Genomic DNA, 13,449 nt, shown 5'->3' with positions numbered 1-13,449 from the left:
CGAATGTACGGAATCCGCCTTTATTTGCGCACAGGAAATATTTCTTCCAGCTTTAGCCTCCGGTAGGAAAATATTTCGGTCACCTTTCTATGAATGAAAGGCCCAACCACCTGTCCGGCACGGCCGAAAGGGATGGTGTATTGGAGGTTGTCGTACATCTTCACACCTGATTGTTCCTGGAAGAACAGGTGGGTATGATGCCAGTGGGCAAAAGGTCCTTGCTTCTGTACATCCACAAAAGACACCATCGGGTTCACCTCCGCGATCTCCGTCACCCAGGTTGTGCGATACAACGGCAACGGCTGTACCTTGTAGCGAATGATCTGCCCTTTGAACATCGGTTGACCAGCGTCTTTGCTCAATATCTCAAAATGCAGATGGGGCGGGGTGATGCGGTTCAGGTTGAGGGGAGTGGCGAAAAACGCCCATGCTTCCCCGAGTGCTATTCCGGGCAGCAATTGCTCACTCGCATAGGTATGGATCTTCATGCCTGTAGAACAACCGGTGGGCGGAATTGTTCAACGCATTTGCTCAGTCTTCCTTCATGTTATGGAACACCGCCTGCACATCGTCATCTTCTTCCAGGTAGTCGAGCATCTTTTGTACCTCGGCCCGTTGCTCATCATTCAATTCTACCTGGTTGGTGGGGATACGTTCCAGGGAAGCGGTGGATACTTGGATACCTCTTTCTTCAAGGGCCTTCTGCATGTTACCGAAGTCGGTGAATGCGGTGTATATGTAGATTTTTCCGTCGGCTTTATCAATTTCCTCCAGGCCGCTGTCGATCAGTTCGAGCTCGAGCTCTTCCAGATCCTGGCCTTCATCCACCACTTCAAACACCCCTTTGCGCTCGAACAGGAACTCCAGTGAACCGGTTTTTCCAAGGCTTGCTCCTACACGGGTAAAACAATGGCGCACGTTGGCAACGGTACGGGTAGGATTGTCTGTGGCAGTTTCCACCACCACTGCCACCGCGTGCGGACCGTATCCTTCATAGACCATTTCTTCATAGTCCTTCATGTCCTTGTTGGTGGCACGCTGGATCGCAGACTCGATATTCGCCTTGGGCATGTTGATGGCCTTGGCATTCTGAATCGCGATGCGCAGCTGCGCATTCGTATTCGGGTCAGGACCACCCCGCTTTGCGGCCATGCTGATGTCTTTGCCAACCCGTGTGAAGGCCTTTGCCATCTTGGCCCAGCGGGCAAACATTTTGTGCTTACGTTTTTCAAATATCCGTCCCATGATGGTGCATTTTAGGAGGGTAAATGTAACGAAAAAGGGCAACATGCCGACGATGGCTGTGCATTCACGGGATGGTTATTTGAGTATATTTGCCGCGTGAGCCTCGTCCTCGGACTTATTAAAGAAACCAAGCAGCCACCCGATCAGCGTGTGCCTTTGTCGCCTGTGCAATGCAGGGAGTTGATGCAAACGCATCCCGGCCTGAAGATCCTGGTGGAGCCTTCCCCCCTGCGTTCATTCAGCGATGATGAATACAGGCAGGAAGGTGTGACCGTTACGGAAGACCTCTCTGCGTGCGATTTTCTGCTAGGCATCAAGGAAGTAAAGCCAGATGCACTGTTGCCCGGCAAAGCGTACTTTTTCTTCTCTCATACGATTAAAAAGCAAGCATACAACCGGCCGTTGTTGCAAACCATCCTCAGCAAACTGGTTCGTTTGATCGACTACGAGACGCTTACCGATCCGTATGGAAACCGGGTAATCGGCTTCGGACGATTTGCCGGCATCATCGGCACCTACAATGGCATCCTGGGATACGGGAACAAGTACGACCTCTTTCATCTCAAGCCGGTTCACGAATGCCGTGACCGCGCGGAGATGGAACAGGAGCTGTCTTCCGCCAAGCTTCATAACATCAAGATCCTGGTCACCGGCGGAGGGCGTTCGGCCAACGGCGCCATCGAAACGCTGAGTGCATTGAAAGTGCGCAAAGTCACCCCCTACGAATTCCTCACCTACCACTACATGGAACCAGTGTACTGCCAGTTGCATTCGAAGGATTACTATGAAGCGAAGGATGGATCGGGATGGGTGAAGGAAGAGTTTTACAAACATCCCGACAGGTACCAGTCGACCTTTATGCCGTACACACGTGCCTGCGACCTATTGCTGGCCTGCCATTTCTGGGATCCGCGAACGGCGCCTTTGTTTACCCGCGAAGAGATGAGACAGCCGGGGTTCCGCATCAGCGTGATTGCTGACATTACATGCGATGTGAACGGCTCCATTCCATCCACCATTCGTACCACCACCGCCCAGGATCCTTTCTACGGCTACAACCCTGCTACGGAAAGCGAAGGTGTGCCATTTGACAAATCCACCCTTACGGTGATGGCAGTTGACAACCTACCAAGCGGCCTTCCGAGGGACGCTTCCGAAATGTTCGGGCACGACCTGATCGAACGCATCTTACCTGCGATGCTGGATGGCGACAAGGATGGACTGCTACAGCGGGCTACCATTGCCCAGGACGGGAAACTTACTGAAAAGTTCGGTTACCTGCAGGGGTTTGCAGATGGCAAAGATTGAGCCTGGATTCCTCCCGGTTTTCATCTTTGCTTATGTGCGCATACCACGGTTTCATGAAGTGATATCATACGGTGGTTAAAACAACGTCCTTATCCGACAGCTTGCCTAGTACTTTGGTGTTGCTTTTCCCGGCGACGGGAAATCCAGTACATGTAGAACCTAACACCAATAAAAATGAAACTACCCTTACTTTCCGAACGAAGCGGCAGATCCTTCCTGATCACCTGTATGCTCGTTGCAGGCATATCACTGCCAGGTCATACCCAATCACTTTACAAAAAAGCACATGAACCGGAATCATTCGGTAAGGTCACCGAAGCTTCCGGAGCCGAAGATGCAGGCGACCAGTTGGACGTGGTTCGATTGGACGCAAACACCTTTGCAGTCACCTACCTGCGAGACTATCACCCCAGGGTACGTGTAGTATCCGTTTCATCCGATGGAGATGACCTGACCCTCCTGGGCGGCTTAACGGACGAATCAAAAATAAGCCTGGGCATTCGGGCTGCCTATTGCGGTCCGGGTCGCATTGTAACTGCCAACAGGGTGGTTGGGGGTGTAGAATTGGCTGTGTGGGATCTCAGTGGAAGCACACCGGTCATTTTGGATAAACATATTCACGACTGGAGCACGGTTACCGACTGGGACCTGACATGGATCCGTGATGAAAACAACGGTGCCGTCAGCTATTTTGCACTGACCGTCACCGGTGTGCACCCTTCCTATTCGCAATTCGGCACTGAAATGTCGCTGTACCGTGTATATAGCTCAGGCTTCATAGCAAAACTGGACACAAAAGGCAATGAAAATTCTGTGCATGTTGCCACCACCCGCCTGGATGACAATTCGGTCGTACTGGCAAGGCTTGCATCAAACCACCAGGTACTCCTTACCCGCTATACCATTGCAAATGATTATACCTGGGTGTATGGAGGGTCAACTGCTATTTCCGGTTTCTACTCAAATGGCATTGATGTGACCGCTTTGAATAATACAAAATTCGTCCTTAGTTCAATCGACGATGCGGGAATTTCCCAAATCCTTTGTGCGATAGATCCTTCCACAGGCAATATCACAACGCCAGCAGCCTCATTGGAGAGCGGAAATTTCACAGACGTTGCAAGCTGCAGTACTGGTTCCTATTCTTTCGCAATAGGTGGTGTGCGTGACGGTAAGCTAAGCGTTCAGGATTGGGACATTGACGCTTCCAACCAACCCATCATCCAAGGTGACGTGCTGGATATCACCGCCAAACAAACCAAGATTGCCTACCTGAACACAGGCTTCGCCAACCAGCGCATTGTAACGGTTCACGTGGGCGAGTATACCCGTTTCGGGAAGCATCTTGACAACATCCTGCATGTAACCGTGTGGGACATCATCCTACCTATTAGCCCCGGGAAAACCACGAAGGTTGCTGAAGTTGTAGAACCAGGCGAACGGATCGGAAACTTTTCCTGCTATCCCAATCCTTGTTCAGCTGGCACACAATTCTCTTTCACCCTCGCTCAAGATGCTGACGTGACCCTGAAGTTATACAACCAGCTGGGCGCTGAGGTTGATGTGATCTACAACGGTCACATGAACGCCGGAGAGCAGACCATTCAATGGGATGCTTCCAAGCTGCCCGCAGGCTTGTATTGGTATTCGTTGGATAGTGACACCGAAAGAAAAACAGGCAAGCTCGTGATCGAGTAAATGGATCTTTTATGTGATGATTGGGAAGGGCGGCAGCAATGTCGCCCTTTTTTGTTGCGGCTTTAGCGGTTTTGCATCGCTTCGGTTAATGAAAGCATACCAATTCTTGATGAAGCGAAACCTCTTGTTGGTGAATTGCATCAGCGAATCCACGGTTATCGGGACTAATTTGGACCTGATTTCAGTTCAAACCTTAATCTCTCACTATGTCAAACCAAACAACGCAAACAATGAAACCATCACAACACAGCATACTTCTGAGAAAGGGCTTGCAATCAGGCCTCATTGCGGGCGCCATCCTGATGGGCGCGTCTGCACCCGGACTGGCCCAGGACCTTACCCGGTTGGGACACGAACCCTCCAGTACAACCACCTATAAAATTGATCCTTTGGAAACGGGTGAAAACCAGATAGACGTAGCAACGCTTGACAACAATACGTTTGCAACTGCTTCCGTATTCAATGGTTCTTCCTATGTCATTAAGTGGTATGTTTCGCCGGATGGCAACACCATCACCCTGCAGGATTATGAAAAAACCAGCAATGTATCGTCAAGCCAGGTGCGAATCGCCAAATACGGAAGCAACCGTGTGATCACAGCCACAAGAACTTCGAATTCAATCATCCTGCACACATGGGATGTAAGTGGTAGCACGCCCTATTTATGGCAGTCCTACACCTATCCTTTCGCTGGCGTAAATGATCTGGATTTATTTGTAGTGAGGGAAAACAACGGAGGAGACAACGCGCGCATCATATTGGCGGTTGCAGGCATGAAGAGCAGCATACAACCCTATTCCGAGATCGCATCATTTGAAGTTACCACAGACGGGCCGATAACCCTTGAAGATACGGAAACGCTGGACGGTGCGGATTACGTTGGAGGAACTCCGACTGATGACAACTCCTTTGTGGTAACCTCTTATGATTCCCAGAGTGCTACCATATCCAGGGTACGGTATTACAGGTTTGTCAATGGAGCAACCATTGATTTGCTGGATGATATTTCCATCAATGCAATAGGCTCAAATGGTGTAGCTGTCACCTCAACCGGAAGCAACCGCTGCGTCATCAGCACGGTTGATGGAAATAACTTTTATCAAACTGTTTGCTTGCTCAACGAATCCAACGGAACAATTACTGCCAATCCCACCCAATCAATAAGTGGCAGTTTTAAAGATATCGCCAGTTGTACCGTACACTCCGGCCTGGTCCTATCCAGCGCACGGCGAAGTGGCCGTTTGGATGTTCGCACCTGGAGTCTGGATGGGGCCAACAATATCACCAATACAGATGATGAATTCGAAGTCATCGTCAAACAAACCAAAGCTGCAACGCTCTCTGTCGGACCGGCATCTCAACGGGTGGTAACCGTCGGAGGTGGTACGTGGAGCGCCTTTGGTTCATACGCTCCCAATGCCATGAAAATCTCGATTTGGAACATTTCCCTGTCAGGCGGCGGAGCCAGCAAAACAGCCGAACTCACGGTAGATCCGGCACAGGGTGAATTGTTCAGCCATGCCACCATCCACCCGAACCCATGTTCCGAAGCAACCACTTTTTCATTCACCCTTACCAACGAATCGGATGTGACCCTGAAGGTATATAACCAGTTGGGTGCTCAGGTTGAAGAGATTTACAACGGCCACATGAATGCGGGTGATCAGTCCATCCAATGGGATGCATCCAAGCTGCCCGCAGGCATGTATTGGTATTCACTGGAAAGTGGCGCCGAGAAAAAAGCAGGCAAACTGGTGATTGAGTAAACATATCTTTTATGTGATGATTGGGAAGGGCGGCAGCAATGTCGCCCTTTTTTGTTGCCTGAAAACACCGGCGCTATCCTGCCGACCCACATAAATTTCAATTGCCACTGAACCAACCTATAAGCAATTACACCTATTTAACACTCACCTAATCTTCCTTCATAAGGAATTCCCCGCCATTCATATACCGGGAACGGCAGTTGGTTAAAAGTCGACTTAACCATCGTGCACAACCACACATTGAATGGATGTAAGCCGGTCCTAAAAATGCCGGTATCATGTTCAACCAAACACCAAAAAAATGAAAACACAATTTCACTTCAGAAGCGCAATGATGGCAACCGCCATGATTGCCGGAATGGCATTCTCCGGACATGCCGACAACGTTGTACGAAAAGGTTCCTATACCGCTTCAACCGTTCTGAACCCGGCCACAGCCGGAGACCAGGTGGATGTGGTGGAAACAGGAAACAACACATTCGCAACCGCTTACATCGCAGCCGACGGACAGGCCACCATGAGGAGGTTCAGCGTAACCAGCAATGGCAATTCCATTACAGGCAGCGGTGTCACCAGCACTTCCGGTACCGCCACCGCCGTGCGCGTTGCCAAGTATGGTGACAACCGTGCGATCATGGCAGCCCGGGTATCCAATGGCATCCAACTGTCTACCTGGGATGTGAGCGGAACACCTGTTCTATGGCACACAACCGTTTACTCCACCAGTTGCACCGAATTCGATTTGTTTGTTGTAGAAGATAACAGCGGAAGCACCGATGCACGCGTGATCCTGGCAACCGCCGGTTATCAGTCAAGCGAGCTGGTGTTCTATACAGTGAACCTAGACAACCCGATCACACAACGTTACGTGTATGGGTTCAGCTCTACTGTTAATCACATTGCCGGTTCAAGGGTCCATGATGATCGTTTTGCCGTTGCTACTGTTGGCAGCTCAACCACAAGCCTACGGACCTTCCGCTTTCCTACCGCAACCTCAATTGCCCAGCTTAGTTCCAAGCAGCTGTATAGCACCGATGCCTCCAATCTGGACCTGGAAGCCGACCCCGGATCCTATGTTTTGGTGAGTGCACTGGTATCAGGTGCGCAAAAAGAAACCGTTTGCACCATAAACGCTGACGGCACCATCAATCAACATTCAACCAAAACCGTCAGCGGCTCCATTGATGACATCGCCAGCTGCAAGCTTGGTTCCTCAAAGGCCGCTGTTGCTACTCGCAACAACAACGAGTTGGAGGTTAGCAGTTGGAAGATTACCTCATCCAACAGTGCCAGCCTCGCCGGTACCAATGATGAGGCCGGTTATATCCGTCAATGCAAGATCGCCAAGATTTACACCCACCCCGCCTACAACCGCGTGGTGGCTGTAATGACCAACTCTTCCGGCAATATGCAATGCATTGTTTATGACATTCAACTTTCCTTTGGCTTTAAGACCGATGATGCAGTTGAAAGTGTTCAGGAGAACGGGCTGATCGGAAACGTAACCAATTACCCCAATCCGTGTTCATCTAACACCAGCTTCTCCTTTGACCTGTCACAGGAATCGGACGTAACCCTGAAGGTATACAACCAACTGGGTGCGGAAGTGGATGTTGTGTTCAGCGGACGTTTGAACGAAGGACAACAGCAGATCCAATGGGATGCTTCCAAACTGCCTGCCGGTCTTTACTGGTATGCCCTGGAAAGCGGTGCGGAAAGAAAAACAGGTAAGCTTGTGGTGGAATAGTTTCCATTTGACATATGCAAAAAGAAAGGGCGGCCCTATAGGTCGCCCTTTTTATGTTTAGGAGATTAGATCCGATCAGACTTTGACCGCAACGGGTGATTTCAATTGCGCGATGGCTTTTTCCGGATCACCCGCCCCGAACACGGCATTACCCGCTACCAGCACGTTGGCTCCGGCTTCCACCAGGGCAGCGGCATTGGCAGCTCCAACGCCACCATCAATCTCAATCAAAGCACCCGATCCTTTGGCCTCAAGCAATTGCTTCAGGGCTGCAATTTTGGTGTAGGTATTGGGAATGAACGATTGACCACCGAAGCCGGGGTTCACCGACATCACACAAACCAGGTCGATATCTGCGGCGATGTTTTCCAGCACATTCACGGGCGTATGCGGATTCAGCGCCACTCCGGCCTGCATGCCTGCATCTTTGATGGCGTGAATGGTGCGGTGCAGATGGGTGCATGCCTCCGCATGAACGGTAAGGATGTTGGCACCGGCATCACAGAATGCCTGAATGTACCGGTCGGGATCTACGATCATCAGGTGCACGTCGAGCGGTTTCTCGGCATGTTTGCGCACGGCCTTCACCACGGGTATTCCGAAGGAAATGTTGGGAACGAAAACGCCATCCATCACATCCAGGTGAAACCAGTCGGCCCCGCTTTCATTCACCAGGCGGATGTCATGCTGAAGGTTGGCGAAATCCGCCGACAACAAACTTGGGGCTACGAGATGTGACATATCCGGGATGTGTTTTAATGATGGACCCTGGGTGCATGCGCACAAAAAAAGGGTGACGGAAATCCGTCACCCAAAGGTACAAATTATCGGGGCTTTCTAGCCCAGGTATGTTTTCAGGATCTTGCTGCGTGATGTATGCTTCAGGCGCCTGATCGCTTTCTCCTTGATCTGACGCACACGTTCACGGGTCAGGTCGAAACGTTCACCGATCTCTTCCAGCGTCATGGTATGTTCGCCCGACAAACCGAAGTACAACCGGATGACATCTGCCTCGCGTTGGGTCAGCGTTTTCAGCGCGCGTTCTATTTCGCGGCGCAGTGAATCGTTGAGAAGGGTGGCATCCGGGCGCGGACTGTCGTCGCTTTGCAACACGTCGTACATGTCGTTTTCCTCACCCTGTACCAGGGGAGCATCCATGGACACGTGCCGGCCGGATGACTTCATGGACTCCTTCACATCGTCTTCGGAGATCTCGGTCAGTTCAGCAATCTCCCCTGCGGAAGGTTCGCGTTCGAAATCCTGTTCGAGCTTGGCGAATGCCTTATTGATCTTGTTGATGGAACCGATCTTGTTGAGCGGCAGTCGCACGATGCGTGACTGCTCTGCCAGTGCCTGCAGGATGGACTGGCGGATCCACCATACTGCATAGGAAATGAATTTGAAACCGCGGGTTTCATCAAAACGTTGTGCCGCTTTGATGAGGCCCAGGTTGCCTTCATTGATCAAGTCAGGAAGTGTGAGTCCCTGGTTCTGGTATTGTTTGGCTACCGACACCACAAACCTGAGGTTTGCTTTGGTAAGACGTTCCAGCGCCACCTGATCGCCTTGCTTGATCCGGCGTGCCAGTTCAACTTCTTCTTCGGCGGTAATCAGTTCAACTTTACCAATTTCCTGGAGGTACTTATCAAGAGACGCAGTCTCCCTGTTGGTTACCTGTTTCGTAATCTTCAGCTGCCGCATAGGTCGGACTTAGTAAAACAAAAATCTACGACTTGGTAAACGAGAAGTAAAAATAAATGGTTTCAACTCAGATTGCCCGTAACAAAGATGGTCAAATATTCTCAAAAGAGCAAGGCACGAAATATTCGTGCCTTGCCTTATGTGGCGCTATAAAGCGCTATATTAAATCTGTTCCTGCTGTTGTTGTTTTTCCGGTTTGGGGAGCAACACTTTGCGGGACAATTTGATCTTGCCTGTTTTCGGATCGATACCGATGATCTTCACTTCAACCTCATCACCTTCCTTCAATGCGCTTTCAACGGTTTCCAATCGTTTCCAGTCGATCTCGGAAATATGCAGCAGTCCGTCTTTACCGGGCAGGATTTCCACGAAGGCGCCGAACGCCGTGATGGTTTTCACTTTCCCTTTGTACACTTCCCCTACTTCGGGAACGGTTGTGATCTGCTTGATGCGGTTCAGCGCCTGATCGATCGCTTCCTTGTTATCACCGGATATATCCACGATACCTCTGCCATCCACTTCTTCAATCACAATGGTGGTACCTGTTTTTTCCTGGATGTCCTGGATGATCTTTCCGCCGGGGCCGATCACGGCACCGATGAATTCTTTCGGAATGTTGATCTGAACGATGCGCGGTGCGTGCGGCTTGTAGTCGGCACGTGCCTCGGTCAGAGATTCTCCCATCTTGCCGAGGATATGCATACGACCGGCTTTGGCCTGGTTCAATGCTTCCATCAGGATCTCATAGGAAAGTCCGTCGACCTTGATGTCCATCTGGCAGGCGGTGATACCGTCGCGGGTACCGCATACCTTAAAGTCCATGTCGCCGAGATGATCTTCATCGCCGAGGATATCAGACAGCACGGCGTACTTGCCCTGCTCATCCATGATCAATCCCATGGCAATACCGGATACGGGCTTTTTCAGCTTCACACCGGCATCCATGAGTGCCAGGGTACCGGCACAAACGGTGGCCATGGATGAAGATCCGTTGGATTCGAGGATATCGGATACCACGCGAACTGTGTACGGAATATCCTTTGGCATCTGGCCTTTCAGGGCGCGGTGTGCCAGGTTACCGTGACCTACTTCGCGGCGGCTGGTGCTGCCCATACGTTTCACTTCACCGGTTGAATACGGCGGGAAGTTGTAGTGCAGCATGAAGTTGTTTTTGCCTTCATATATGGCACCGTCAATGATCTGCTCATCCAGTTTGGTACCCAGGGTCACAGATGTGAGCGATTGGGTTTCACCGCGGGTGAAGATGGCCGAACCGTGTGCTGAAGGCAGGTAGTCCACTTCCGTCCAGATGGGGCGGATCTCATCGGTCTTGCGACCATCGAGGCGTTGGCGCTCGTCGAGCACCACGCGGCGAACGGCTTCCTTTTCAACCTTGGAAAGGTAGCGGCCGATCATGCGTTCTTTGCCGGAAAGTTCTTCTTCCGGACAGCTAGCCTTGAATGACTCAACGAAGGCTTCGCGGATGGCGCCGAACTTCTCCTTGCGTATGCTTTTGCTGGCAATGGCGGATTTGGCTACATTATAAAAGTCCTGGTAGGTTGCTTTGCGCACCTGTTCATGCAGGTCCTTGTCATCATCCTGGTGATGGAAATCACGTTTGGTTTGGGCTTTTTCAATGGCGGCAGCCAGTTCAACCTGGATGGCACATTGTTGCTTGATGGCATCGTGGGCAAGCTTGAGGGCTTCTACCATATCCTGCTCACTCACTTCCTTCATTTCGCCTTCCACCATACAAATGTCTTTATCGGTGGCGCCCACCATCAGGTCCATATCCGCATCGGCCAGCTGGCTGATGGACGGGTTGATTACAAGCTGACCATTCACGCGGGCTACGCGAACTTCAGAAACGGGACCATTGAAAGGGATATCTGAAACTGCAAGCGCTGACGCAGCTGCCAGACATGCAAGGCTGTCGGGGGTTGTGTCTTTACCGGCGGAGATCAGGTTGATGATGATCTGGGTTTCTGCAAAGTAGTTGTCGGGGAACAACGGGCGCAGGGCACGGTCTACCAGGCGGCAAACCAGGATCTCATGCTCCGAAGGCCGGGCTTCACGCTTGAAGAACCCACCGGGGATCTTACCTGCGGAAGCGAATTGTTCACGGTATTCTACTGAAAGGGGAAAGAAAGCCGGGTTTTCCGCGGCGTCTTTGTTGGATACGACAGTTGCCAGCAACATGGTGTCTCCCATGCGTACCACCACACTGCCATCGGCTTGTTTGGCCAACTTACCTGTTTCAATGGTAATGGACCTTCCATCACCCAGGCTGATTGTTTTTGTTACTACGTTTAACATCTCTTTTCTGTTGATTAATACTTTCTCTATTACCTCTGTTTACAAATGAAAAAACCCCTGAACCCAAGGGAGTAAAAAAGAAAAAAGGCAATCTTTTCAATTGCCTTTTTTCAGGAGTCTTATTTACGGATATTTAGTTTCTTGATGATGGCCCTGTAGCGTTCGATGTCTTTTGCTTTCAGGTAATCAAGAAGGTTACGGCGTTTGCCCACAAGGTTGATCAGGGCGCGCTGCGTACCAAAGTCTTTTTTGTTTTCCTTCAGGTGATTCGTCAGGTGCTCGATCCTTTGGGTAAACATGGCGATCTGTGCCTCTGAACTTCCGGTATCCTTTTCGGATTTTCCGTGTTCTTTAAAAATCACCTTTTTTTCTTCCGCTGTTAAATGCATATCTCTTTTTCTAATGGACCGCAAAGATACAGAATTTATTCCCAGAAAATCAAATCCCAATTCACGATTTGATCCAATGCAGTTCTTTTAAGGTTAAAATCATTGCAAATCAAGCCATTAAACACCATCCAGGGCCATCTGACCGGATACGGCTGCCACGCCTGCGCCTTTCTCAAACGCGTAACCGCATGCAGCCAATCCTTCTTCGATCGCACCCACCGTTGTCAGCAGGTCTCCGCGGTTGGCCGTACCCATGTGTCCGACCCTGAAATATTCGTCTTTGATGCGGCTGTGCAATCCCCCGGCGATAATGGCGCCGGCCTTGCGTACCGCGGGCAGGAATGCCGCCCCTGTTACACCTTCGGGGTACCGGATGGCAGAAAGGGTATGTGCCGCTGTTTGCGGGTTCAAGGGTACCTGCCCCAATCCGATTGCCGACATGCCCTTCTTAAAGGCTTCGCTGATGGCTGCATGCCTTGCAAACCGTGTAGCCATTCCTTCCTGTAATATTTCGATGAGGCTCACCTGCAAGGCAGCCACCAGGTTGGTAGCCGGCGTGCCGAAGTAGGCGGGTTTCCCTGCTTCATAGGCCTCCATCACGGGCAGCCAGTTCTTCCAGTCGGCGTAGTAGTTGCTCACAGGTGTCTTTCTGTCTTTCCACACCTCAAGCGCATGTTTGCTTGCCACGAGCAATGCCAGTCCGGCCGGCACGCCAATGGCCTTCTGTGAAGCCGTCAACGCCACATCAATCTCCCACTCATCCTGTCGCATTTCTTCTCCTGCAATGGAACATACGCCATCCAGCACGGTGAGCACACCGTATTTACGACCCAGCGCTCCCAGGGGAATGGGATCCACGCGCACGGCAGTGGATGTATCCACATGGGTGAACGTCATCAGTTTGAACCTTTTCTGGCGCAGCAGTGCTTCCACATCCGCCGGATCGGGGACGTCACCGACAGGGGCTTCCAGTTTGGTCACCTTCACTCCGTACCTCGACAGCAGGTCTTCATACCGGTCACCGAAGTAGCCGGTGGAGATCACCAGGGCTTCGTCGCCCGGCTCCACCAGGTTCACCACGGCCATGTCCATGGCCAGTGTTCCGGAACCGGCGATGATGAAGGGTTGTCCGTCCGGACTGAGCCACACTTCCCGCATCATGCGCAGGCAATCGCCCATGATAGCAATGAATTCAGGGGCTACAAAGCTGCTTGTTTGCTGGCCGAGTGCACTCAGCACGGCGGGGTCCGATTCGATCGGGCCGGGTATCATCAATAAT

At 51.3% G+C, this 13,449-nt stretch carries 10 protein-coding genes and 1 pseudogene; 4 read left to right on the top strand and 7 right to left on the bottom strand.

Translation table 11 applies throughout. The features are described from left to right. Positions 1-20: 20 nt before the first annotated feature. Complete coding sequence (locus H6585_09135) at positions 21-488, bottom strand: SRPBCC family protein (GenBank protein ID MCB9448492.1); 468 nt, start codon at positions 486-488, stop codon at positions 21-23. A gap of 43 nt (positions 489-531) precedes the next feature. Beyond that, positions 532-1,245: a YebC/PmpR family DNA-binding transcriptional regulator gene (locus H6585_09130; GenBank protein ID MCB9448491.1), complete on the bottom strand. Its 714-nt coding sequence runs from the start codon at positions 1,243-1,245 to the stop codon at positions 532-534. A 108-nt stretch (positions 1,246-1,353) separates the two neighbouring features. On the opposite strand from H6585_09130, the pseudogene H6585_09125 reads away from it, so the two are divergent. The 4 genes and pseudogenes from H6585_09125 (at position 1,354) to H6585_09110 (ending at position 7,764) form a co-directional block, all read left to right on the top strand. Beyond that, positions 1,354-2,553, top strand: a pseudogene (locus tag H6585_09125) (alanine dehydrogenase). Positions 2,554-2,727: 174 nt separating this feature from the next. After that, positions 2,728-4,251 (top strand): T9SS type A sorting domain-containing protein, encoded by a 1,524-nt coding sequence (locus H6585_09120; protein MCB9448490.1) that lies wholly within the window; start codon positions 2,728-2,730, stop codon positions 4,249-4,251. Positions 4,252-4,481: 230 nt separating this feature from the next. Next, on the top strand, positions 4,482-6,017 hold the full coding sequence (locus H6585_09115; protein MCB9448489.1) for a T9SS type A sorting domain-containing protein: 1,536 nt from the start codon (positions 4,482-4,484) through the stop codon (positions 6,015-6,017). Positions 6,018-6,318: 301 nt separating this feature from the next. Next, a complete protein-coding gene (locus H6585_09110; protein ID MCB9448488.1) occupies positions 6,319-7,764 on the top strand; it encodes a T9SS type A sorting domain-containing protein in 1,446 nt (481 codons plus the stop codon). Between the two features lie 75 nt (positions 7,765-7,839). Here the strand turns inward: H6585_09110 and H6585_09105 are convergent, their stop codons facing one another. The 5 genes from H6585_09105 to H6585_09085 all read right to left on the bottom strand — a co-directional run bounded on the left by H6585_09105 (position 7,840) and on the right by H6585_09085 (position 13,442). Beyond that, a complete protein-coding gene (locus H6585_09105; protein MCB9448487.1) occupies positions 7,840-8,505 on the bottom strand; it encodes a ribulose-phosphate 3-epimerase in 666 nt (221 codons plus the stop codon). A gap of 96 nt (positions 8,506-8,601) precedes the next feature. Further along, positions 8,602-9,465, bottom strand: a complete 864-nt coding sequence (locus tag H6585_09100; GenBank protein ID MCB9448486.1) for a sigma-70 family RNA polymerase sigma factor — start codon at positions 9,463-9,465, stop codon at positions 8,602-8,604. 162 nt (positions 9,466-9,627) lie between these two features. Continuing rightward, positions 9,628-11,781 carry a polyribonucleotide nucleotidyltransferase gene (pnp, locus tag H6585_09095; GenBank protein ID MCB9448485.1) on the bottom strand — a complete coding sequence of 718 codons (2,154 nt, stop codon included), beginning with the start codon at positions 11,779-11,781 and terminating at the stop codon, positions 9,628-9,630. A gap of 119 nt (positions 11,782-11,900) precedes the next feature. After that, positions 11,901-12,170, bottom strand: a complete 270-nt coding sequence (gene rpsO, locus H6585_09090) for a 30S ribosomal protein S15 (protein MCB9448484.1) — start codon at positions 12,168-12,170, stop codon at positions 11,901-11,903. A gap of 117 nt (positions 12,171-12,287) precedes the next feature. After that, complete coding sequence (locus H6585_09085) at positions 12,288-13,442, bottom strand: alanine--glyoxylate aminotransferase family protein (protein MCB9448483.1); 1,155 nt, start codon at positions 13,440-13,442, stop codon at positions 12,288-12,290. Positions 13,443-13,449 lie beyond the last annotated feature (7 nt).

This window comes from Flavobacteriales bacterium (genome assembly GCA_020635855.1).
GTDB lineage: Bacteria > Bacteroidota > Bacteroidia > JACJYZ01 > JACJYZ01 > JACJYZ01.
The sequence above is the reverse complement of the archived record's forward strand: the minus strand, read 5'-3'. Positions and strand labels throughout refer to the sequence as shown.